The sequence below is a fragment of the Bradyrhizobium sp. OK095 genome, from assembly GCF_900109945.1.
GTDB lineage: Bacteria > Pseudomonadota > Alphaproteobacteria > Rhizobiales > Xanthobacteraceae > Bradyrhizobium.
Genome location: NZ_FOBX01000003.1, coordinates 401,894 through 423,441 on the forward strand (window position 1 = coordinate 401,894; position 21,548 = coordinate 423,441).

General features: G+C 63.8%; 22 protein-coding genes. 15 read left to right on the plus strand and 7 right to left on the minus strand.

Translation table 11 applies throughout. The annotated features are described in order from the left end of the window. Positions 1–12: 12 nt before the first annotated feature. Entirely contained in the window at positions 13–687 is a 675-nt protein-coding gene (locus BMW89_RS10840) for a hypothetical protein (protein WP_177195959.1), read from the minus strand. Between the two features lie 308 nt (positions 688–995). On the opposite strand from BMW89_RS10840, the gene BMW89_RS10845 reads away from it, so the two are divergent. The 7 genes from BMW89_RS10845 (at position 996) to BMW89_RS10875 (ending at position 7,488) form a co-directional block, all read left to right on the plus strand. Then, complete coding sequence (locus tag BMW89_RS10845) at positions 996–1,751, plus strand: ABC transporter ATP-binding protein (protein ID WP_092025637.1); 756 nt, start codon at positions 996–998, stop codon at positions 1,749–1,751. Further along, positions 1,744–2,490 (plus strand): ABC transporter ATP-binding protein, encoded by a 747-nt coding sequence (locus BMW89_RS10850; protein ID WP_092025639.1) that lies wholly within the window; start codon positions 1,744–1,746, stop codon positions 2,488–2,490. The genes BMW89_RS10845 and BMW89_RS10850 overlap by 8 nt, the downstream gene beginning before the upstream one ends. A 48-nt stretch (positions 2,491–2,538) precedes the next feature. Continuing rightward, positions 2,539–3,759, plus strand: a complete 1,221-nt coding sequence (locus BMW89_RS10855; RefSeq protein ID WP_092025641.1) for an ABC transporter substrate-binding protein — start codon at positions 2,539–2,541, stop codon at positions 3,757–3,759. 73 nt (positions 3,760–3,832) lie between these two features. Beyond that, positions 3,833–4,696 (plus strand): branched-chain amino acid ABC transporter permease, encoded by an 864-nt coding sequence (locus BMW89_RS10860; protein ID WP_092025644.1) that lies wholly within the window; start codon positions 3,833–3,835, stop codon positions 4,694–4,696. A gap of 1 nt (position 4,697) precedes the next feature. After that, positions 4,698–5,666, plus strand: coding sequence for a branched-chain amino acid ABC transporter permease (locus tag BMW89_RS10865; protein ID WP_092025646.1), 969 nt, complete (start codon positions 4,698–4,700; stop codon positions 5,664–5,666). Between the two features lie 155 nt (positions 5,667–5,821). Beyond that, positions 5,822–6,466, plus strand: coding sequence for a DUF47 domain-containing protein (locus BMW89_RS10870; protein WP_092025649.1), 645 nt, complete (start codon positions 5,822–5,824; stop codon positions 6,464–6,466). Between the two features lie 14 nt (positions 6,467–6,480). Then, complete coding sequence (locus tag BMW89_RS10875; protein WP_092025652.1) at positions 6,481–7,488, plus strand: inorganic phosphate transporter; 1,008 nt, start codon at positions 6,481–6,483, stop codon at positions 7,486–7,488. Here BMW89_RS10875 and sugE read toward each other — a convergent pair. Further along, positions 7,481–7,795, minus strand: a complete 315-nt coding sequence (gene sugE / locus BMW89_RS10880; protein ID WP_092025655.1) for a quaternary ammonium compound efflux SMR transporter SugE — start codon at positions 7,793–7,795, stop codon at positions 7,481–7,483. The two genes, BMW89_RS10875 and sugE, sit on opposite strands and share 8 nt — an antisense overlap. Positions 7,796–7,968: 173 nt before the next feature. Here sugE and BMW89_RS10885 point away from each other — a divergent pair, with 173 nt between their 5' ends. The 8 genes from BMW89_RS10885 to BMW89_RS10920 all read left to right on the plus strand — a co-directional run bounded on the left by BMW89_RS10885 (position 7,969) and on the right by BMW89_RS10920 (position 16,710). Continuing rightward, positions 7,969–9,591 carry a peptide chain release factor 3 gene (locus BMW89_RS10885; RefSeq protein ID WP_092025658.1) on the plus strand — a complete coding sequence of 541 codons (1,623 nt, stop codon included), beginning with the start codon at positions 7,969–7,971 and terminating at the stop codon, positions 9,589–9,591. A 105-nt stretch (positions 9,592–9,696) separates the two neighbouring features. Further along, the gene (locus tag BMW89_RS10890) at positions 9,697–10,278 is read left to right on the plus strand and encodes a UCP034077 family protein (protein WP_092026310.1); all 582 of its coding nucleotides are present in this window, start codon (positions 9,697–9,699) and stop codon (positions 10,276–10,278) included. Positions 10,279–10,347: 69 nt separating this feature from the next. Then, positions 10,348–10,932, plus strand: coding sequence for an NnrU family protein (locus BMW89_RS10895; protein WP_092025661.1), 585 nt, complete (start codon positions 10,348–10,350; stop codon positions 10,930–10,932). A gap of 71 nt (positions 10,933–11,003) precedes the next feature. Then, positions 11,004–12,596, plus strand: a complete 1,593-nt coding sequence (locus BMW89_RS10900) for a class I adenylate-forming enzyme family protein (RefSeq protein ID WP_092025664.1) — start codon at positions 11,004–11,006, stop codon at positions 12,594–12,596. 167 nt (positions 12,597–12,763) lie between these two features. Further along, positions 12,764–13,417 (plus strand): tetratricopeptide repeat protein, encoded by a 654-nt coding sequence (locus tag BMW89_RS10905; protein ID WP_092025667.1) that lies wholly within the window; start codon positions 12,764–12,766, stop codon positions 13,415–13,417. Between the two features lie 55 nt (positions 13,418–13,472). Continuing rightward, positions 13,473–14,024 (plus strand): hypothetical protein, encoded by a 552-nt coding sequence (locus tag BMW89_RS10910; RefSeq protein WP_092025670.1) that lies wholly within the window; start codon positions 13,473–13,475, stop codon positions 14,022–14,024. A gap of 50 nt (positions 14,025–14,074) precedes the next feature. Beyond that, complete coding sequence (gene der, locus BMW89_RS10915; RefSeq protein ID WP_092025673.1) at positions 14,075–15,457, plus strand: ribosome biogenesis GTPase Der; 1,383 nt, start codon at positions 14,075–14,077, stop codon at positions 15,455–15,457. Beyond that, complete coding sequence (locus BMW89_RS10920) at positions 15,454–16,710, plus strand: TCR/Tet family MFS transporter (RefSeq protein WP_092025676.1); 1,257 nt, start codon at positions 15,454–15,456, stop codon at positions 16,708–16,710. The genes der and BMW89_RS10920 overlap by 4 nt, the downstream gene beginning before the upstream one ends. A 98-nt stretch (positions 16,711–16,808) precedes the next feature. Here the strand turns inward: BMW89_RS10920 and BMW89_RS10925 are convergent, their stop codons facing one another. The 5 genes from BMW89_RS10925 to BMW89_RS37820 form a co-directional block, all read right to left on the minus strand. Further along, the gene (locus BMW89_RS10925) at positions 16,809–18,035 is read right to left on the minus strand and encodes an ABC transporter substrate-binding protein (RefSeq protein ID WP_092025678.1); all 1,227 of its coding nucleotides are present in this window, start codon (positions 18,033–18,035) and stop codon (positions 16,809–16,811) included. Between the two features lie 167 nt (positions 18,036–18,202). Continuing rightward, positions 18,203–19,339, minus strand: a complete 1,137-nt coding sequence (locus BMW89_RS10930; RefSeq protein ID WP_092025681.1) for an NHL repeat-containing protein — start codon at positions 19,337–19,339, stop codon at positions 18,203–18,205. 23 nt (positions 19,340–19,362) lie between these two features. Further along, entirely contained in the window at positions 19,363–20,508 is a 1,146-nt protein-coding gene (locus BMW89_RS10935; RefSeq protein WP_092025682.1) for an NHL repeat-containing protein, read from the minus strand. A 78-nt stretch (positions 20,509–20,586) separates the two neighbouring features. Next, positions 20,587–21,327, minus strand: a complete 741-nt coding sequence (locus tag BMW89_RS10940) for an SDR family NAD(P)-dependent oxidoreductase (protein WP_092025685.1) — start codon at positions 21,325–21,327, stop codon at positions 20,587–20,589. 67 nt (positions 21,328–21,394) lie between these two features. Further along, positions 21,395–21,538 (minus strand): hypothetical protein, encoded by a 144-nt coding sequence (locus BMW89_RS37820; protein ID WP_177195960.1) that lies wholly within the window; start codon positions 21,536–21,538, stop codon positions 21,395–21,397. Positions 21,539–21,548 lie beyond the last annotated feature (10 nt).

Genomic DNA, 21,548 nt, shown 5'->3' on the forward strand with positions numbered 1-21,548 from the left:
TCGCGCTGAGCGCTAGTTCAGCTCGACGATCTCGGTGGTGACGCCGGGCTGTTCGGCAAACTCGACCACGTCGGCCGCGGCAATGCGGCCGGGCGCGCGATGAAACAAGTCGCGATCGATCACCGCGCGCAATTTCGGCCGCGGCAGCGCGTCATTTCCGCGCATCAGATTCTTGATCTCGAAGCCGCCGTCCTCACAGAATGTCTTGAGCGAGGCGATGACGTGGCAGACCTTGCCTTCGGTCTGGAACGGCAGCAGCAGCCGCTCGTAGGCAACCACACGTCCATAGATGTCGTCGACGTCGGCAACGCTGTAGACCGGCAGCCCGCGCGCGACGCATTCATGATAGAACGGCATCACGAAGGGGACGAGCCGCGGCCCGATATAGTCGTCGAGCAGAACGCCCTTGCCGGTATGTCCATAGGCGCGCGAGATGCGCGTGCCTTCGCTCTGGATCGTAAGGCGTGGCGTCGGCTCTGAAATGTCCACTGTATAATAGATGAGATCGGACAGCTCTTCCTCGAGCCGCGCGGGCTGGTACTCCCAGATCGCCGGCGCCATCTGCTCGCGCGCATAAAGTCGCAGCCACGTGTTCAGGAGATCACGCTGCCTGATCGACTTGACGGCAGAAGGAGGGGCGCTTGCAAAATCCAAGACAATATTCCCGACGTCTGAAAACCCGCGCATGATGCAGCTTGCGGGAAAATTTTCTATGAAGGCTGGCGCGCGGGACGAAAGACCGTTAACGACGCCTTGATGACCGGTGCCTTGCGAACCGGGAGGCCGGGCAGGCAACATCAAAAAAGGTCCGACTAAGGGAGCATAAGTCTCCCGGCCGGAGACCTGATCTGCTCAGCTTTCCGCCTTGCCTAACCCCCGTCACCTCCGGCATATTCCGCGCCCGGAGGCGGCGTTCCGGGAAGGCTCCAAGGCCCCCGGAAAGCCGAAGCAACTAAGGACAGCCACGCGTATTGCGCGGGCGGGGGGAAATCTGTTTGGCCGATGAGTTCATTCTCGAAACGGAAGGCTTGACCAAGGAGTTCGCGGGCTTCTTCGCCGTCCGCGACGTTGCGCTCAAGGTTCGCCGCGGGAGCATTCACGCGTTGATCGGCCCGAACGGGGCCGGCAAGACGACGTGCTTCAATCTTTTGACCAAGTTCCTCAAACCGTCTGCCGGAAAAATCCTGTACAAGGGGCAGGACATCACCGCGATGGCGCCGGCCGACGTAGCCCGCCTGGGCCTGGTCCGTTCATTCCAGATATCGGCGGTATTTCCGCATCTCACCGCGCTGGAGAACGTTCGTGTCGCACTTCAGCGCCAGCACGGCAGCTCGTTCGATTTCTGGCGCTCCAAGTCCGTGCTGAACCAGTTCAACGATCGCGCGCGCGAGCTGTTGAACGATGTCGGCCTCAGCGAGTTTGCCGATACGCCCGCGGTCGAGATGGCCTATGGCCGCAAGCGCGCACTCGAGATCGCAACCACGCTCGCGCTCGACCCCGAGATGATGCTGCTGGACGAGCCGATGGCCGGCATGGGCCACGAGGACATCGATAAGATCGCAGCGCTGATCAAGCGCATCTCCGCGAAATACACCATCCTGATGGTCGAGCATAATCTGAGCGTCGTCGCCAATCTCTCCGACATCATCACCGTGCTGACGCGCGGGCAGGTGCTTGCGCAGGGCCATTACAGCGAGCTCACCAAGGACGAGCGCGTCAAGGAAGCCTATCTGGGAGCTGGTCATGGCTGAGAGTACAACTGCGGACGCTCCCGCAAAGGCTGCAACCGGCGGCAACATCCTTCAGGTGCGCAACCTGGAAGCCTGGTACGGCGAGTCGCACATCCTGCACGGGATCAATTTCGACGTGAACGCGGGCGAGGTCGTCACCCTGCTCGGGCGCAACGGCGCCGGCAAGACGACCACGCTGAAGTCGATCATGGGGATCATCGGCAAGCGCGCCGGCTCGGTGAAGTTCAACAACCAGGAGATCATTCGCACGACCTCCGACAGGATCGCGCGCATGGGTATCGCGTTCTGCCCGGAGGAGCGCGGAATTTTCTCCAGTCTCGACGTGCGGGAGAATTTGCTGCTGCCGCCGGTGGTGCGCCCGGGCGGATTGCCGCTCGAACAGATCTTCGACCTGTTTCCGAACCTGAAAGAACGTCTCAACAGCCAGGGCACCAAGCTCTCAGGCGGCGAGCAGCAGATGCTCGCGATCGCGCGCATCTTGCGCACCGGTGCGAGCTTCCTGATGCTGGACGAGCCGACCGAGGGTCTGGCACCGGTCATCATCCAGCAGATCGGCCACACCATCGCACGGCTCAAGAAGGAGGGATTTACGATCCTCCTTGTCGAGCAGAACTTCCGCTTCGCATCCACCGTCGCCGACCGCTATTACGTGGTCGAACACGGCAAGATCATTGACGGGTTTGCCAATTCGGAGCTTGCCGCCAACATGGACAAGCTCCACACCTATCTCGGCGTCTAGAACGGCCTGAATTAGGACGGCCACGAGAGAATTCACGAGGGAAGTCACATGAAAAAGTCGATTGCATCGTTTCTGCTCGGCACCGCGTTGGCCGTGACCACCGCGGGCGCAGCCTTCGCGCAGGACAAGACCGTCAAGATCGGCGCGCTGTCCGATCAGTCGGGCCTCTATGCCGACCTCGGCGGTCCCGGCTCGACGCTCGCAGCCCAGATGGCGGTCGAAGATTCCGGCCTGGCTGCGAAGGGCTGGAAGATCGACGTCATCTCGGGCGATCACCAGAACAAGCCCGACATCGGCACCGCGATTGCGCGGCAGTGGTTCGACGTCGACAAGGTCGACGTCATCGTCGACGTGCCGAACTCCGGCGTGGCGCTCGCCGTCAACAACGTCATCAAGGAAAAGAACGGCGTCTACATCAATTCGGGTGCGGCGACCTCTGACCTCACCAACGCGCAGTGCTCGCCCAACACCGTGCACTGGACCTACGACACCTACATGCTGGCCCACACCACGGGCCAGGCGCTGGTGAAGGCCGGCGGTGACAGCTGGTTCTTCCTGACCGCGGACTACGCCTTCGGTGCGGCGCTCGAGCGTGACACTACGGCCGTGGTCACCGCCAACGGCGGCAAGATCGTCGGCGGCGTCAAGCATCCGCTGAACACGCCGGACTTCTCGTCCTTCCTGCTCCAGGCGCAGGCCTCCAAGGCCAAGATCATCGGCCTTGCCAATGCCGGCGGCGACACCACCAACTCGATCAAGCAGGCGGCCGAGTTCGGCATCGGCAAGGGCGGCCAGAAGCTGGCGGCGCTGCTTTTGTTCCTCACCGACGTCAAGGCGATCGGTCTGGAGACCGCGCAGGGCCTCAACTTCACCGAGACCTTCTACTGGGACATGAACGACCAGACCCGTGCATTCTCGAAGCGCTTCGCCGACAAGATGAAGAGCAACGCACCGCCCACCATGGTGCAGGCCGGCGTCTATGCCGGCGTGCGCCATTATCTCAAGGCGCTGGACGCACTCGGCGGCAACCCTCATGACGGCGTCAAGGTCGTCGACAAGATGAAGTCGATGCCGACCGAGGACGATCTGTTCGGCAAGGGCGAGATCCAGCCCAACGGCCGCACCATTCACAGCGCTTACCTGTTCGAGGTGAAGAAGCCCTCGGAGTCCAAAGGGCCGTGGGACTTCTACAAGCTTGTTGGCAGTGTGCCGGGTGACCAGGCGTTTACGCCGCTCGCCGAAAGCAAGTGCGCGCTGCTCAAGAAATAAGACCAACAGCCCGCCGGCCTCGAGCCGGCGGGCAGCTATTTAGGGAACGCCGAAGGGACCGGGTGCGGGATCGATGCAGGCTCTTTACGCTCAGCTACTGGTGGGACTGATCAACGGCTCGTTCTACGCGCTGCTCAGTCTCGGGCTCGCCGTGATCTTCGGCATGCTCAACATCATCAATTTCGCCCATGGCGCGCTCTACATGATGGGCGCCTTCGTTGCCTATTTCCTGCTGAGCCTCGGCGGCATCAATTACTGGTGGGCGCTGCTGTTCGCGCCGATCATTGTCGGCATCTTCGGCATGATCCTGGAACGGACCATGCTGCAATGGCTCGCCGGCCTCGATCATCTCTACGGGCTGCTGCTCACCTTCGGCCTGGCGCTAATTATTCAAGGGGTGTTCCAGAACTACTTCGGCTCCTCCGGTTTGCCCTATTCGATCCCCGATGCACTAAAGGGCGGAATGAACCTGGGATTCATGTATCTGCCGATCTATCGCGGCTGGGTGGTGGTGTTCTCGCTCGTCGTTTGTTTTGCCACCTGGTATTTGATCGAGCGCACGCGGCTGGGTGCTTATCTGCGCGCGGCGACTGAAAACCCGACGCTGGTGCGAGCCTTCGGCATCAACGTTCCCAGGATGATCACGTTGACCTACGGGCTCGGAGTCGGCCTGGCCGCACTCGCCGGCGTGCTGTCGGCGCCGATCAATCAGGTCAGGCCGCTGATGGGCGAAAATGTTATCATCGTCGTGTTTGCGGTGGTGGTAATTGGTGGCATGGGTTCGATCATGGGCTCGATCATCACGGGCTTTGCGCTGGGCGTGATTGAAGGGCTGACGAAGTATTTCTATCCTGAGGCCTCCAACACGGTCGTGTTCGTGCTGATGGTGCTGGTGCTCCTGGTGAAGCCAACGGGACTGACGGGAAGGGCCGCCTGATATGACCGTAGCAACTGACGACACTTTGCCGGCGACCCCACGCGCATTGCGCGACGAGATGATCGTCTTCGTGGTGATGGCGGTACTGCTTGCCGCCGTGCCGTTCACCAAGATCTATCCGTTCTTTGTGATGCAGGCCCTCTGCTTCGCGTTGCTGGCCTGCGCCTTCAACCTGTTGATCGGCTATGGCGGTTTGCTGTCGTTTGGCCACGCGATGTTTCTGGGCACGGCGGGTTACGTCTCGGGCCACGCCTTGAAAGTCTGGGGCCTGCCGCCTGAGCTTGGCATTTTGGCCGGCACCGCCGCCGCCGCCGGGCTTGCCGTCATCACCGGCCTTATCGCAATCCGGCGCCAGGGCATTTATTTCGCAATGATCACGCTGGCGCTCTCCCAGCTATTGTATTTCATCTATCTGCAGGCGCCCTTTACCCACGGCGAGGACGGCATCCAGGGCATTCCGCAGGGCTATCTGTTCGGGATATTCAATCTCGCCAATCCGACGATCCTTTACTACACCGTGCTTGCGGGTTTTCTGTTCGGCTTCCTCGTGATCTTTCGCGCCATCAACTCGCCGTTCGGCGAGGTCCTGAAGGCGATCCGTGAGAACGAGCAGCGCGCGATATCGCTCGGCTACAAGACCGATCAATACAAGCTGATCGCCTATATCCTGTCGGGAACGCTGGCGGGGTTGGCCGGCGCACTGAAGGTGTTTGTCGCGCAAAATGCCTCATTGACTGACGTCGAGGTGGCGATGTCAGGGCTAATCGTGCTGATGACGCTGGTCGGCGGTCTCGGCACCGTGTTCGGCCCGGTTTTCGGCGCCTTTGTCATCGTCGCGATGCAACAATACCTGTCCGGTCTGGGGCAATGGGTCACAGTGATCCAGGGCTCGGTCTTCGTGATCTGCGTGCTCGTCTTCCGCCGTGGTGTGGTCGGTGAATTCGCGCATTTTTTCCGACGGTCTCTCTAAGATATTGATCTGGCGTCAATTTATTGGCGCGTGAAAGCGGTGGATGATCCGGCTCCGCGGGCGTGAGGTGACACGCGCGCGGATTGAAAATGGTCTATGACAGTTTCGTGACGGCCCGTCCGGGCCGGGCCATTTCCAACCGGTAGTCACTCCCCATGATGCGATGGTTTCGCGCTTTCCTGCCCAAGGAAGAACGGTTCTTCGAGCTGTTCGATCGCCACGCCCAGACCGTGATCCAGGGCTCCATCGCGCTCCAGGGCATGCTGAACGGGGGCGAGGAGACGCCGGTCTACTGCCAGCGCGTCAACCAGTTCGAGAACGACGCCGACAATATCACCCGCGAGGTGCTGACCGCGGTGCGCCGCACCTTCATCACGCCGTTCGACCGCCTCGACATCAAGAACCTGATCACCTCGATGGACGATGCCATCGACCAGATGCAGCAGACGGCCAAAGCCGTGATGCTGTTCGAGGTCCGCGCCTTCGAGCCGCCGATGCGGGAGATCGGTGGGCTCTTGATCGAATGCGCCAATCTGGTCGGCCGCGCGCTGCCCCTGATGCAGGAGATCGGCAAGAACGTCGCCATGCTGACCGCGATCACGGAAGAGCTGACCAAGCTCGAAGGCCGGGTCGACGACCTCCACGACATCGGCCTGAAGGAGTTGTTCCTCAAGCACCGTGACGGCAGCGCGATGAATTTCATCGTCGGTGCCGAGATCTACGACCATCTCGAAAAGGTGGCCGACCGTTTCGACGACGTCGCGAACGAGATCAACAGCATCGTCATCGAGCAAGTGTAGGGCAGGGCCTCGCCGTGGATGCTGCGTTGGGTGTTCCCGTCCTGATCGGATTGATCGCCGTCGCGCTGCTGTTCGACTTCCTGAACGGCCTGCACGATGCCGCCAATTCGATCGCGACCATTGTCTCGACCCGCGTGCTGCGGCCGCAATTCGCGGTGCTCTGGGCTGCGTTCTTCAATTTCGTCGCCTTCATGGTGTTCGGCCTGCACGTCGCCCAGACCATCGGCACCGGCATCATCGATCCCGCGATCGTCGATGCCCAGGTGATCTTCGCAGCCCTGGTCGGCGCCATCGTCTGGAATCTCGTGACGTGGGCCCTCGGTATCCCATCGTCTTCGTCACACGCGTTGATTGGCGGCTTGTTCGGTGCCGGTGTGGCCAAGGCCGGGCTCTCGGCCGCTGTCTGGAGCGGTCTGTCCAAGACGGTGATCGCGATCGTGCTGTCTCCGCTCGTCGGCTTCCTGCTTGCGGTGATGCTGGTCGCGATCGTGTCCTGGGCCTCGGTGCGCTCGACGCCGTTCGCCGTGGATCGCGCCTTCCGTATCCTGCAATTCGCCTCGGCCTCGCTCTATTCGCTCGGTCATGGCGGTAATGACGCGCAGAAAACCATGGGCATCATCGCCGTGCTGCTCTATTCGCAGGGCCATCTCGGCGGCGAATTTTTCGTGCCGTTCTGGGTGGTGCTGTCGTGCCAGGCTGCCATGGCGATGGGTACGCTGATGGGCGGCTGGCGCATCGTCCGCACCATGGGATTGCGAATTACAAAGCTGACGCCGATGCAGGGCTTTTGCGCCGAGACCGGGGGCGCTGCGACCCTGTTCATGGCGACCTTCCTCGGAGTTCCCGTCTCGACCACCCATACCATCACCGGCGCCATCGTCGGTGTCGGCGCCGCCCGCCGCCTTTCGGCGGTGCGCTGGAACGTGGCGAGCTCGATCGTCTATGCCTGGGTCATTACGATGCCGGCCTCGGCCATCGTCGCCGCGCTGACCTGGTGGGCGGTCAAGCTCCTCGTCAGGTAACGAATTTCAGCCCCGCGATGCCGGCGACGATCAGCCCGATGCTGGCGAGGCGGAACGCCGTGGCCGGCTCGCCGAACAGGATGATGCCGAGCGTCGCGGTCCCGACCGCGCCGATGCCGGTCCACACCGCATAGGCGGTTCCAATCGGCAGGGATTTGAGGGCGAGGCCGAGCAGGATGACGCTGCCGGCCATGGCCGCGAGCGTGAGAACCGATGGAACGAGCTTGGTAAAGCCCTCGGTGTATTTGAGACCGATTGCCCAGGCGATCTCCAGCAGACCGGCGACGAACAGGATGCTCCAGGCCATGACGACCCTCCATTGAAGGCAGGGTCGTCCCCGCGGCTGATATGCTGATGAGCAGGGAGGCCGTCCTCCCCCAAGGTCAATATGACCAAGGCCGATATGGGGCTGGCCGAAGGGCTCCGCAATCACCAAATGAGGCTTGATCCGGCCCATTTTCCCTGCCAAACGCTGCGGCCATGTCCGACATCGCCACCACCACAGCCGAATCGCCGGCCCGCTCCCCGCTTGCCGCTGAAGTGGCGCGGCGGCGCACCTTTGCGATCATCTCGCATCCGGACGCCGGCAAGACCACGCTGACCGAGAAGCTGCTGCTGTTCGGCGGCGCCATCAATCTCGCCGGCCAGGTCAAGGCCAAGGGCGAGCGGCGCAACACCCGTTCGGACTGGATGAAGATCGAGCGCGAGCGCGGCATCTCGGTCGTGACCTCGGTGATGACGTTCGAGTTCGAGGGCCTCGTCTTCAACCTGCTGGACACGCCGGGCCACGAGGACTTTTCGGAAGACACCTATCGCACGCTCACCGCCGTGGACTCCGCGGTGATGGTGATCGACGCTGCGAAGGGCATTGAGGCGCGCACGCGAAAGCTGTTCGAGGTGTGTCGTCTTCGCGACATCCCGATCATCACGTTCATTAATAAAATGGATCGCGAGAGCCGCGACGTGTTCGATCTGCTCGACGAGATCGAGAAGACGCTGGCGCTCGACACCACGCCGATGACCTGGCCGGTCGGCCGCGGTCGCGATTTCCTCGGCACGTATGACGTCATCAATGGCGGCGTGCGCCTGCTCGAAGGCGGCGGCGCCAAGACCGGCGCGGCGCAGCAGATCGAGATCGCGGAGCTCGCAAAGCTCAACGCGAATCTCGACATGTCGGCGGTGAAGGACGAGCTCGAGCTCGTCACCGCGGCTTCCAAGCCATTCGAGCTTGAGGCGTTCCGCGAGGGTCATCTGACGCCGGTTTATTTTGGCAGCGCGCTGCGCAATTTCGGCGTCGGCGACCTGCTGCAAGGTCTCGGCAAGTTCGCACCCGAGCCGCGTGCGCAGGAGAGCGATCAGCGCAGGGTCGAGGCGACCGATCCGCGCATGAGCGCCTTCGTGTTCAAGATCCAGGCGAACATGGACCCGAACCACCGCGACCGTATCGCGTTTGCGCGCCTGTGCTCCGGCAAGCTCAGCCGCGGCATGAAGGCGAAGCTCGTGCGCACCGGCAAGAGCATGCCGCTGTCGAGCCCGCAATTCTTCTTCGCGCAGGACCGTTCGGTCGCGGACGAAGCCTTTGCGGGCGATGTGGTCGGCATTCCCAATCACGGCACCCTGCGCATCGGTGACACGCTGACCGAGGGCGAGGATTTCAACTTCGTCGGCGTTCCGAGTTTTGCGCCGGAAATCGTTCGCCGCGTCCGTCTCACCGACGCGATGAAGGCGAAGAAGCTGAAGGAAGCGCTTCAGCAGATGTCGGAAGAGGGCGTCGTGCAGGTATTCCGCCCGCGCGACGGTGCACCTGCACTGGTCGGCGTGGTCGGCGCGCTCCAGCTCGACGTGCTCAAGGCGCGGCTGGACGCGGAATACTCGCTGCCGGTCGAGTTCGAGGTCAGCGAGTTCCAGCTTGCGCGCTGGGTCTCCTCGGACGACCGCAAGAAGCTCGACACCTTCATCGCGGCCAACACCTCCAGCATCGCCGACGATGTCGATGGCGATCCCGTGTACCTGGCGCGGAACGAGTTTTATCTCGGCTACACCAGGGAACGCGCCGAGGGCATCGCGTTCACCAACGTCAAGGACGTCAAGAAGAAGGGGTAGCGGCTGCGCCCCGGCCCCTTGAACGCGAGCATGTGAACGTTCACAGGCTTGACGTTGTCGGGGGCAATGCCACGTTCCACCCATATGATCTTGCGAGCTCGCATCATGTGGCGCGGCATTCTCGTTCTCATCCTGCTGGCGATCTCGACGGTTGCCGCCGACGCGCAGCGCCGCCAGATCAATCCGATCCCGTTTTCGCATGAGCCGTGCAGCGTGCTCGACGGCCGCCCCTGCACGCCGTCCTATTGCAGCCCGCTCGAGCCCGGCCCCTGCATTCCCGAGATCGATTATCCCTACGGGCAGAATCTCCAGCTCACGATTCAGAGCGTCCCATCCGATGCCGACCGCGCCAAATATCAAAAGCCCGATCACGATCTCGATACGATCGGCGACCTCTTCGCCGAGTTGCGCACCTGCTGGTCGCCGCCGCCATCAGACGATGCGCGCGCGGGGATGCAGATGTCGGTGCGCTTCAGCTTCAACAAGGCGGGCGGCCTGATCGGCCCGCCGCGGCTCACATATGCCACCGCGGGCGTCCCGGCCGACACGCGGACGACTTATCTCAACGCGATCAATTCATCGCTGAAAGCCTGTCTGCCGCTGAAACTCACCGGCGGTCTCGGCGGCGCGCTGGCCGGGCGGCCGATCGCGATCCGCTATGTCGATAATCGAGACCTGGGCAAGTAGCCGGATCGGTTGCGACCGGCGGCCAATCGATGATACCTCAGGGTGGGGGCTACTTGAGGGGAGGATGTCATGGGTCTGTTGGTCATGATCCTGGGGCTGGTGCTGTTTTTCGCGCCCCATATTTTCACAACGAAACGTGATGCGCGTGCGCAGGCGATCGCAAGGCTCGGCGAGGGGACCTATAAGATCCTCTATGCTCTGGTCTCGCTTGCGGGGCTGGCGCTGATCGTGTGGGGCTTTGCCCATTATCGCAGCTCCGGCTGGATCGACGTCTGGTACCCGCCGAAGGCGCTGAAGCACATCACGCTGGCGCTGATGCTGCCCGCGGTGATCCTGTTCGTCGCCTCCTACTTGCGCGGGCGCATCTATGCGACGCTGAAACATCCGATGCTGGCCGGCATCAAGCTGTGGGCGGCGGCGCATCTGCTCGCCAATGGCGATCTCGGCTCCATCATCCTGTTCGGCTCGTTCCTGGGCTGGGCGGTGTATGACCGCATTTCGCTGAAGCATCGCACCGATGGCGGCGGCCCGCCGATTCCGGTGGGCGGCGTCACCAATGATCTGATCGCGGTCGCGGTTGGCGTTGTCGCCTATCTGGCGTTGGCGTTTGCGTTCCATCCCGTCGTGATCGGTGTTCCCGTCGTGGGTGTCTAGCCGATCGGCGCAAGACAGGGCCGCGGGCCCATGCGCGGAAGGTGACAAGGCAACGAGCTCAGGGCATTCCGATGGACTGGTCGCAATCTCAGATCCCGCCGATGCGGCTCGAGGCGCGCTTTGGCGATCGGGTTGTCCCGGCGTTCCGCGACCGGCCGGCGAGCTTGTGGGCGATGATTGCGGACGCTTGCGCCCGCAATGCTGATGGCGAGGCGCTGATCGCAGGCAATGTCCGGCTGAGCTGGCGGCAGGCGGTGGAGCAGGCCGCGCGGCTCGCAGCGGGCCTTCGCAAGCTCGGATTGCAGCGCGGCGATCGTGTCGCGATCCTGCTCGGCAACCGCATCGAGTTTCCGTTGCTGCTGTTTGCGGCTGCGCATGAGGGGCTCGTGACGGTGCTGCTCAGCACGCGCCAGCAGAAGCCCGAGATCGCCTATGTTCTCGCCGATTGCGGCGCCAGGATCCTGATCCACGAGGCCGCACTCGGTGAGCGGCTACCCGATGCGCTAGACGTGCCTGATGTGATCCACCGCATCGCCGTCGACAGCGATCCGGCTTTGTCGCGCCTCGCCATACTCGCCGACAATGCGCCAGCTCCGGCGCCGGTCGAGGTGAGCGAAGAGGACACCGCGATGATCCTCTACACCTCCGGCACGACCGGCAAGCCGAAGGGCGCAATGCTCGCGCATTGCAACATTGTCCATTCCTCGATGGTGTTCGTGTCCTGCCTGGAACTGACGGAGGCGGAGCGTTCGATCGCGGCGGTGCCGCTCGGTCACGTCACCGGAATCGTCGCCAACATCACCACCATGATCGGCTGCGGCGGTGCGCTGATCATCATGCCGGAGTTCAAGGCGGCCGATTACCTCAAGCTCGCCGCGCGCGAGCGCGTCACCTACACGGTGATGGTGCCGGCGATGTATAATCTGTGCCTGCTCCAGCCTGATTTCGAAAGCTATGACCTGTCGAGCTGGCGCATCGGCGGTTTCGGCGGTGCGCCGATGCCGGTCGCGACCATCGAGAAGCTCAAGACGACGATTCCCGGTCTGAAGCTGGCGAACTGCTACGGCGCGACCGAGACGACATCGCCTTCGACGATCATGCCGGGCGAATTGACCGCGAGCCATATCGACAGCGTCGGCCTGCCGTGTCCCGGCGCGCGCATCATCGCGATGGGACCGGATGGGCGCGAACTGCCCCGTGGTGAGATCGGCGAGCTCTGGATTCAGAGCGCATCCGTCATCAAGGGCTATTGGAACAATCCGAAGGCCACGGCCGAGAGCTTCACCAGCGGATTTTGGCATTCCGGCGATCTCGGCTCGGTCGATGCGCAGGGGTTTGTCCGCGTGTTCGACCGGCAGAAGGACATGATCAATCGCGGCGGCCTGAAGATCTATTCGGCCGAGGTCGAATCCGTGTTGGCGGGCCATCCCGCGGTGATCGAGAGCGCGATCATTGCCAAGGCCTGCCCGGTGCTGGGCGAGCGGGTTCACGCCGTGGTGGTGACGCGCGCGCCGGTGGCCGGCGAGGCGTTGCGGGCCTGGTGCGCCGAGCGGCTGTCCGACTACAAGGTCCCGGAGACCATGGTGATCACTGCCGAGCCGCTGCCGCGCAACGCCAATGGCAAGGTGCTGAAACGGCAGTTGCGGGCGCTCTTGGGTGCCTGAGCCGGGTGGGCGGTCCCCGGGCTCTTCCGGGTGGTTAACGCCTTGATCGGGCTCGCTTTGCCTTGCCAGCGCCATATCGTTAGGGTACCCCGCCGCCATGTGGGGGACGGGATTCCTGACGCGACTGCTTTGGCGTGCGCACCCGGACGGGCATGGGATTAGCATAAGTGTCTGAATTATTTGACGAAGTCGACGAGGAAGTACGTCGCGAACAGCTCAAGAAGCTGTGGGATAGATATTCGGTCTATTTCATTGCTTTGATGGTGCTGATCGTGGCCGCCGTCGGCGGTTGGCGCGGTTACCAATATCTTGAGGCCAAGAAGGCCGCCGAGGCCGGCGCCGCCTTCGAGAAGGCCGCGGAGCTGTCCGAGCAGGCAAAGCATGCGGAGGCCGAGACAGCCTTCACCGAGCTCGCCGCCAAGGCTCCGTCGGGCTACCGAACCCTGGCGCGGCTGCGAGCTGCGGCCGAGGCTGCGGCCCGCGATCCCAAGGCGGCCGCCAAGCTGTATGACGACATTGCCGCCGACCGTAGTGTTGGTGGCGAGTGGCAGGATCTGGCGAAGATTCGCGCTGCCGGCCTGCTGGTTGACAGCGCCTCCTATGCCGACATGCAGCAGCGGCTGGAGTCTTCCGCTACACCCAAATCGACCTTCCGCCACAGCGCCCGCGAGATGCTGGCGCTGTCGGCCTGGCGCAACAACGACGCCACTGCGGCCCGCAAATGGCTCGACGCGATCGCCGAGGACGGCGAGACGCCGTCCGGCCTGCGCTCGCGCGCCGAGGCGCTCCAGGCCCTGCTGCCGCCCGTCGCCAAAAGCTGACGGCCAAGTAGGCTGAGCTACAAGTAAGCTAAGTGAGCTGAGACGAGATATCGATATGCGCCGTACGTCACGCTTGATCGCAGCCGCCGTCCTGATCGCCTTCACGGGCGTCCTGGGCGGCTGCTCCAGCTTCGATCCGAGCGACATGCTCGACTGGCTCGACACCAAGAAGAAGCTGCCGGGCGACCGCAAGCCGGTCTTCCCGGAGGGCGTGCCGGGCCTCGAGCAGGGCGTGCCGAAGGACATGTACAAGGGCGCCCAGCAACAGCAGCCGGATCCGAACGCGCCTGCCGTTGCCTCTCTGCCCTTGGAGCCGCAGCCGCCAGAGTCTGCAAAGCCGGCGAAGGGCGCAAAAGCCCGGAAGACGGCCAGGCAGCCGGCGGCCGCTCCGGCCGAGGCGCCTGCCGGCGAGGTCGATGGCGAGGCCCAGCTCGAGGCGGCACCGCCCGCAGCCGCTCCGCCGCCCAAGCAGAAGATTGTCCGCAAGCGCACCACCGCGCCGCCGCCGGATCAGACCGTCCAGCAGGCGCAACCGACCCAGACCACTCAGCAGCAATCGCAGGGAGCTTTCCCGGCGCCGATGCCGAGCGGCAGCTTCTCGCGCTGATTGTTTTCATTTCATTGACAGGCGCAGCCTCTGCGGCGCACGAATGACCCATGCCCTTTACGATTGCCATTATTGGCCGACCCAATGTCGGAAAGTCGACGCTGTTCAACCGTCTGGTGGGACAGAAGCTCGCGCTCGTCGATGATCTGCCCGGCGTCACCCGCGACCGCCGCGAGGGCGAGGCCAGACTAGGCGACCTCGAATTCACCATCATCGATACCGCCGGCCTCGACGAGGGCGCCAAGGGCTCGCTGACCGCGCGCATGCAGGAGCAGACGGAGGCCGCGATCGCGCAAGCCGACGCGCTGTTCTTCGTGGTCGACGCGCGCGCAGGCCTGACGCCGAACGACAGCGCCTTCGCCGATTTCGCCCGCCGCGCCAACAAGCCGGTGCTGCTGGTCGCCAACAAGAGTGAGGGCAAGCACGGCGATGCCGGCGCGATGGAGGCCTTTGCGCTGGGGCTCGGCGATCCCATCCAGATCTCCGCCGAGCATGGCGAGGGCCTCGGCGAGCTCTACGACGCTCTGCGTCCGCTGATGCCGGAGCCGGTGGAGGACGACGAGCTCGATGATGACGAGCCGCTGACCGAGGAAGAGGCCGCCACGCGCCCGATCCGGGTCGCCATCGTCGGCCGGCCCAACGCCGGCAAATCGACGATGATCAACCACCTGCTCGGCGAGGAGCGCCTTCTGACGAGCCCTGAGGCGGGCACCACGCGCGATTCCATCGCGGTCGAGATCAACTGGAAGGGCCGCGAATTTCGCGTGTTTGATACGGCGGGTCTGCGCCGCCGCTCGCGTATCGAGGAGAAGCTGGAAAAGCTCTCGGTTGCTGACGCGCTGCGCGCCGTGCGTTTTGCCGAAGTCGTCGTGATGATGATGGATTCGCAGAACCGCTTCGAGGAGCAGGATTTGCGTATTGCCGATCTGATCGAGCGCGAGGGCCGCGCCATCGTGCTCGCCGTCAACAAATGGGACCTGATGGAGAGCAAGGGCGGCGGCGCAATCTCCAACCTGCGCCGGGATGCCGACCACTTGCTGCCGCAGGTCAAGGGCGTGCCGATCGTTGCCGTCTCCGGCCTGATGGGCGAGGGCATCGACCGGCTGATGCAAGCGATCCAGGATGCCTACGCGCTCTGGAACAGGCGTGTGTCGACCGCGGCGCTGAACCGCTGGTTTGAGGAGGCGGTCCAGGCCAATCCGCCGCCCGCCGTGTCCGGCCGCAGGCTGAAACTGAATTACATCACGCAGACCAAGGCGCGCCCGCCGAGCTTCGTGCTGTTCTGCTCGCGTGCCGACGCGGTGCCGCAATCCTACATGCGCTACCTCACCAATTCCATGCGCGAGGCTTTTGAGCTGCCGGGTACGCCGGTGCGCATCACCTTGCGTGAGAAGGCCAATCCCTTCGCCCACAAGCGCAAGCGGCCGTCGTGAGCGGAGAGGCCGGCGAGGCGACGGCGCAAAGCGCTGCGCCGGTCCGGCGCGGGGCCGTCGCCTTCATCTTCGTCACCATCCTGCTCGACATGCTCGCGCTCGGCGTGATCATGCCGATCCTGCCAAAGCTCATCGAGAGCTTTGTCGGCAACGACACGGCGCATGCGGCCCGCATCTTCGGCCTGTTCGGCACCGCCTGGGCGCTGATGCAGTTCGTGTTCTCGCCGGTGCTCGGCGCGCTGTCGGATCGCTTCGGACGGCGGCCGGTGGTGCTGCTGTCGAATTTCGGGCTCGCGGCCGACTACGTGCTGATGGCGCTGGCGCCGTCACTGGTCTGGCTGTTCGTCGGCCGTGTGATCTCTGGCATCACCTCGGCAAGCATCTCGACGGCCTTCGCCTATATCGCCGATATCACGCCGCCGGAGCGGCGCGCGGCGGTCTTCGGCAAGATCGGTGCTGCGTTCGGTGCCGGCTTCATCCTGGGCCCGGCGCTCGGTGGTCTGCTTGGCGATATCGATCCGCGCCTGCCGTTCTGGGCGTCAGCGGCTCTCAGCTTTGCCAACGCTCTCTATGGGCTGTTCGTGCTGCCGGAATCGCTGGCGCCCGACAAGCGCGCGCCGTTCCGCTGGGCGAGCGCCAATCCGGTTGGGGCGTTGCGTCTGCTGCGCACCAACGCGGCGCTTGCCGCATTGTCGGTCGTCAATTTCATCGCGCAGGTCGCCCATGTCGTGCTGCCCTCGACCTTTGTGCTTTATGCGACTTATCGCTATGGCTGGGATTCCAAGACGGTCGGACTGACGCTCGCGATGGTCGGCATCTGCGCCATGGTCGTGCAGGGGCTCGCCATCGGCCCGATCGTGCGCGTGCTCGGCGAGCGGAACGCGCTGGTGATGGGCCTGTGCTGTGGCGCCATCGGCTTCGTGATCTTTGGCGCTGCGCCGACCGGGCCGCTGTTCTGGATCGGCATTCCCGTGATGTCGCTGTGGGGCATCTCGGGCGCCGCCATGCAGTCGCTGATGACGCGGCTGGTTGCGCCCGATCAGCAGGGCCAGTTGCAGGGCGCAACCGCGAGCGTGCAGAGCGTGTCGCAGCTCGTCGGCCCGTTCCTGTTCACGCTGACATTTTCCTATTTCATCGGCACCAGCGCGCCGTGGCAGTTGCCCGGCGCGCCGTTTTTGCTGGCAGGCGCGTTGATGGTGGTGTGCGTGGCGATCGCGATGCGGACGCTGGCTGCGACGAAGCCGGTTTCGTAGGGTGGGCAAAGCGAAGCGTGCCCACCGCTTCTTTCGATTACGGAGAGATGGTGGGCACGGCGCTTACGCGCCTTTGCCCACCCTACGGCAGCATCGACTTACTTCTTCACCAGCGGGCAATCGCTGTCCTTGAGCGGCTTGGCTGCTTCTTCCGCCGGGATGGTCGCGACCAGCTTGTAATAATCCCACGGTCCCTTCGACTCCTCCGGCTTCTTCACCTCGAACAGATAGGCCGGGATGATGCGGCGTCCGTCCTCGCGCAGGGGGCCCTTGCCGAACAGCGGATCGTCGGTCGGGATTTCCTTCATCTTGGCGACGACCTTGGCACCGTCATGCGGATTGCCGCCGAGGGCTTCCAGCGCCTTGAGGTAATGCAGCACGGCGGCGTAATTGCCGGCCTGCGTCATCGACGGCATCGCCTTGTTGGTCGCCTTCTCCTGGAAACGCTTCGAGAAGGCGCGGGTGCCTTCGTTCAGGTCCCAGTAGAAGGACTCGGTGAAGGTCAGGCCGTGGGCGGTCTTCAGGCCGAGCGAGTGGACGTCGTTGATGAAGAGCAGCAGCGCGGCGAGCTTCTGACCGCCCTCGACGATGCCGAACTCGGCCGCCTGCTTGATCGAGTTGGTGGTGTCGCCGCCGGCATTGGCAAGCCCGACGATCTTCGCCTTCGAGTTCTGTGCCTGGAGCAGGAACGACGAGAAATCCGACGTGTTGAGCGGGTGCTTGACGCCGCCAAGCACCTTGCCGCCGGTCGCGGTGACGACCGCGCTGGTGTCACGCTCGAGCGCCGCGCCGAAGGCGTAGTCAGCGGTCAGGAAGAACCAGGTGTCGCCGCCCGCCTTGGTCAGCGCCTTGCCGGTGCCGGTGGCGAGCATGTAGGTGTCGTAGCTGTAGGAGATGGTGTTGGCGTTGCAGGCCTTGCCGGTGAGGTCGGCGCTGGCGCCGCCATTGTTGAGCAGGACTGCGTTCTTCTCCTTGACGAGGTTGCTCACGGCGAGCGCGACGCCGGAATTCGGCGTGTCGGCGATTGCGTCGACCTTCTGGGTATCGATCCACTGGCGCGCGATGTTGACGCCGACGTCAGGCTTGTTCTGGTGGTCGCCGCTGATGACCTCGATCTTCCAGCCCTTCGCGAGCAGGCCGGAATCCTCGACCGCCATCTTGACCGCCATGACCGCGTTGGGGCCGCCGATATCGGCATAAAGGCTCGACATGTCGTTGAGCACGCCGATCGTGGCGGTCTTGTCCTGGGCGTAGGCGGATGTGGCAAAACCGAAAGCGGCACAGGCCAGAAGGGCCGCAGTGCGGCGCGCGAACGTCGTCGTCATAAAAGGTTTCCTCCATTGTCAAATATGCGGACGGCTCTCTTGCGGGGCCTTGGTCCGGTTGATGGCTCTACCGTGTCCGAGGGCTTGCGGCAATGCGCCTAAAGCCGGATGACGCTGCGTCGTAGCGTCATCCGTCGGTTAACTTTTGGGCAAAATGGGTCAAGGCGCTATTTCAGCGCGTCCGACGTCAGCTTGAACTTCTGGATGCGCTTTCCGGTGTCGACCTCAGCGGTATAGACGTTACCCCTCGCGTCGACCGCCATGGCATGCACCCAGTGGAATTGCCCGGCATTGCGGCCGTTGTGACCGAAGCTGCCGACCACGCTGCCGTCCTCGCGCTTGATCACCCTGATCTCGTTGTTCTCGCCGTCGGCGCTGAGCAAAAAGGTCTGTTTCGGATCGGGCCAGATCGCGACGTCCCACACCGCGCCGTTGCCGAGCGTGTTCTTCTCGAAAAAGAACTCCTTCACGAAGGTACCGTCCTTCCTGAACACCTGGATGCGGTTGTTGATGCGGTCGCAGACATAGACCAGGCCGTCATTGGCGAGCTTCACGCAGTGGACGGGGTTGGCGAACTGCTGCGAGACCGGCGCCTTGGGATCGTACGGGGCCTGCTTGCTGTCGTCAGGCTTGTTGCCATAGGCGCCCCAGTGCCGCTTGTAGGCGAGCGTCGTCGCATCGAACACGATGACACGGCGGTTGCCATAGCCGTCGGCGACATAGATCTCGTTCGCCTCCTTGTCGATCGCGGTCTCCGCGGGCTTGCCGAGCTGCGTCGTGTCGTTGCTGCCGAGGCTCGGCGCGATCTTGCCGATCTGGGCGACGAACTTGCCGTCGAGCGTGAATTTCAAAATGGCGTTGTCATTGTCGGCATTGCCGCCGACCCAGACGAAGCCGCGCTCGTCGACCTCGATGCCGTGCTCGCGGCCGACCCATTCATAGCCTTCGCCCGGGCCGCCCCAGGACCGCAGCAGATTGCCGTCCGCGTCGAATTCGAGCACGGGCGGGGCCGACACGCAGCACTTCGAGCGCGGCGGGTTGAGGCTTGCGCCCTTCTCGTCGTCGGTGAGCGAGCGCGGGCGATGGATGACCCAGATATGCCCCTGCCAGTCGACGGTGATGCCGCCGACCTGGCCGAGGATCCAGTTGTTTGGCAACTGCTTTGGCCAGGAAGGATCGACCGCGAAGGTGGGGATGTCGCCCGCCTGGGCCGGTGCAGGCAGGCCAATGAGGGCGGCCGCCGTAAGGCACGCGGAGATCAGGCCACACAGGTTGAAACGCACGCGAGTGAGTATCGGCGTCATGAGAATCTCCCGAGATTTCCTGCTTATTTGAGCGCGTCCGACGTCAGCTTGAACTTCTGGATGCGCTTGCCCTCGACCTCGCCGGTATAGACGTTGCCCTTGGCGTCGACCGCCATGGCGTGAAGCAGGGCGAACTGCCCGGCATTGCGGCCGCTGTGGCCGAAGGAACCGACCACGCTGCCGTCGTCGCGCTTGATGACGCGGATCTCGTTGTTGGTGCCGTCGGCATTCAACAGATAGGTTTGCCTGGGATCGGGCCAAAGTGCGAGGTCGAACACCGCGCCGTCGCCGCGGCTGTCCTTCTCATAGATCCACTCCTTCACGAAGGTGCCGTCCTTCTTGAACACCTCAATGCGGTCCTGGCTGCGGTCGCAGACATAGACGAGGCCATCATTGGCGATCTTGATGCAGTGGACGGGATTGCCGAACTGCTCCTGCGAGGCGGCGGCCGGATCGTAGGGCGGCTGCTTGTCGTCGTTCGGAGTTTTGCCGTGACCGCCCCAATGCCGCTTGTAGGCGAGCGTGGTGGCGTCGAACACGATGACGCGGCGGTTGCCGTAACCGTCGGCGATGTAGAGCTCGTTGGCATCCTTATCGATCGCGATCTCGGCGGGACGGCCGAGCTGTGTCGTGTCGTTGCTGTTGGTGCGCGGCGCAATCTTGCCGATCTGGCCAAGATATTTGCCGTCGAGCGTGAATTTCAGGATCGCACTGTCATTGTCGGCATTGCCGCCGACCCAGACGAAGCCGCGCTCGTCGACCTCGATACCGTGCTCGCGGCCGACCCATTCATAGCCGTCGCCGGGCCCGCCCCAGGACCGCAGCAGATTGCCGTCGACGTCGAATTCCAGCACCGGCGGCGCCGGTACGCAGCATTTGGCCCGTGGCGGGGTGAGGGTCGCGGCCTTCTCGCCGTCGATCAGCGAGCGCGGGCGGTGGATCACCCAGATATGCCCCTGCCAGTCCACGGTGATCCCGCCGATCTGGCCGATGATCCAGTTGTTCGGGAGTTGCTTGGGCCAGGAGGCATCGACCGTGAAGGTCGGAACATCGCCTGCTATGGCGACGCTCGGCAGCACGAATGCGACGGCTGCAATCAGAATGGAGAAAGCGTGAGAGACACTCGCGAGCGCACGCGTAAAGCCTGCGCGATCATGCCATGGCGCCATGGCAACCTCCCTTTTTTGGCTTGCGGCTTGCTGCCGCTTGAGCGCGGGCAGTCAATCGCGGGGAGGGACGCGAGTCAATCAGGCCGGGGAGCGGAAGCTCATCAAGGTGCGGGTCTTGTAGTCGTAGAACTTGCCGGTCTCGGTCCAGCCGGGCGCGCACATCGGCACGATCAATTCGGCGACCTGCTCGGCCGTCTCCAGCGTCGCAGGATCCTCGCCCGGCATCAGCGTCGCGCGCATGCGGGTGCGGACGGGACCCGGATTGAACAGGTTGACGCGCAGCTTGGTGTTCGCGGTCTCCTGCGCCCAGGCGCGCGCCAGCGTCTCCAGCGCGGCCTTGGAGGCGGCGTAGGGGCTGACATAGGCGGTGGCCTTGTTGGCGGCGCCTGAGGTGATGAACACGGCGCGGCCGGCGTCGGACTGCTTCAGCAACGGCTCCATGCAGCGGATCAGCTGGAAGTTCGCGGAGACGTTGATCGCCATCACGTCGGTGAAGGCCTTCAGCTCGATATGGCCGACCGGCGAGGACGGGCCGAGCACGCCGGCATTGCCGACGAGGATGTCGAGCTTGCCGTAGCGTTCGTGCAGGCCCGCGCCGAGCCGCGCGATGCCGTCGGAATCGGTGAGGTTGAGCGGCACCAGCGTGGCGCTGCCGCCGCTTTTCCGGATCTCGTCGTCGAGCTCTTCCAGCCCGCCTTGCGTCCGCGCCGTTGCAACGATATGCGCGCCGGCCTTCGCCAGGGCGATGGCCGTAGCATAGCCGATGCCGCGCGAGGCGCCGGTGACGAGAGCGATGCGGTCGGCGAGTGGCTTTGTCATGGCGGGGTTTTACAGGCGTGGATGGCCGGGACAAGCCCGGTCATGACGGAATTCTTGCCCTTGAACCTCAGCTACCGCCGCCCGACTGCATATTGTCGCTATTGGTAGCGTTTCCCGAGCCGTCAGGTGTCACCTTCATGCCCTGCCTAAAGGCAAAGACGATGAAGCCGATCAAAAGCCCTCCGCAGAGAATGGCAATGATCAGCTGCATCGTCGCGGCC

Bases quoted from the DNA above. Each gene is read 5' to 3' on its own strand.
- BMW89_RS10840 (WP_177195959.1), bottom strand. From the start codon at position 687: ATGCGCGGGTTTTCAGACGTCGGGAATATTGTCTTGGATTTTGCAAGC.
- BMW89_RS10850 (WP_092025639.1), top strand. From the start codon at position 1,744: ATGGCTGAGAGTACAACTGCGGACGCTCCCGCAAAGGCTGCAACCGGC.
- BMW89_RS10855 (WP_092025641.1), top strand. From the start codon at position 2,539: ATGAAAAAGTCGATTGCATCGTTTCTGCTCGGCACCGCGTTGGCCGTG.
- BMW89_RS10860 (WP_092025644.1), top strand. From the start codon at position 3,833: ATGCAGGCTCTTTACGCTCAGCTACTGGTGGGACTGATCAACGGCTCG.
- BMW89_RS10865 (WP_092025646.1), top strand. From the start codon at position 4,698: ATGACCGTAGCAACTGACGACACTTTGCCGGCGACCCCACGCGCATTG.
- BMW89_RS10870 (WP_092025649.1), top strand. From the start codon at position 5,822: ATGATGCGATGGTTTCGCGCTTTCCTGCCCAAGGAAGAACGGTTCTTC.
- sugE (WP_092025655.1), bottom strand. From the start codon at position 7,795: ATGGCCTGGAGCATCCTGTTCGTCGCCGGTCTGCTGGAGATCGCCTGG.
- BMW89_RS10885 (WP_092025658.1), top strand. From the start codon at position 7,969: ATGTCCGACATCGCCACCACCACAGCCGAATCGCCGGCCCGCTCCCCG.
- BMW89_RS10890 (WP_092026310.1), top strand. From the start codon at position 9,697: ATGTGGCGCGGCATTCTCGTTCTCATCCTGCTGGCGATCTCGACGGTT.
- BMW89_RS10895 (WP_092025661.1), top strand. From the start codon at position 10,348: ATGGGTCTGTTGGTCATGATCCTGGGGCTGGTGCTGTTTTTCGCGCCC.
- BMW89_RS10900 (WP_092025664.1), top strand. From the start codon at position 11,004: ATGGACTGGTCGCAATCTCAGATCCCGCCGATGCGGCTCGAGGCGCGC.
- BMW89_RS10910 (WP_092025670.1), top strand. From the start codon at position 13,473: ATGCGCCGTACGTCACGCTTGATCGCAGCCGCCGTCCTGATCGCCTTC.
- der (WP_092025673.1), top strand. From the start codon at position 14,075: ATGCCCTTTACGATTGCCATTATTGGCCGACCCAATGTCGGAAAGTCG.
- BMW89_RS10925 (WP_092025678.1), bottom strand. From the start codon at position 18,035: ATGACGACGACGTTCGCGCGCCGCACTGCGGCCCTTCTGGCCTGTGCC.
- BMW89_RS10930 (WP_092025681.1), bottom strand. From the start codon at position 19,339: ATGACGCCGATACTCACTCGCGTGCGTTTCAACCTGTGTGGCCTGATC.
- BMW89_RS10935 (WP_092025682.1), bottom strand. From the start codon at position 20,508: ATGGCGCCATGGCATGATCGCGCAGGCTTTACGCGTGCGCTCGCGAGT.
- BMW89_RS10940 (WP_092025685.1), bottom strand. From the start codon at position 21,327: ATGACAAAGCCACTCGCCGACCGCATCGCTCTCGTCACCGGCGCCTCG.
- BMW89_RS37820 (WP_177195960.1), bottom strand. From the start codon at position 21,538: ATGCAGCTGATCATTGCCATTCTCTGCGGAGGGCTTTTGATCGGCTTC.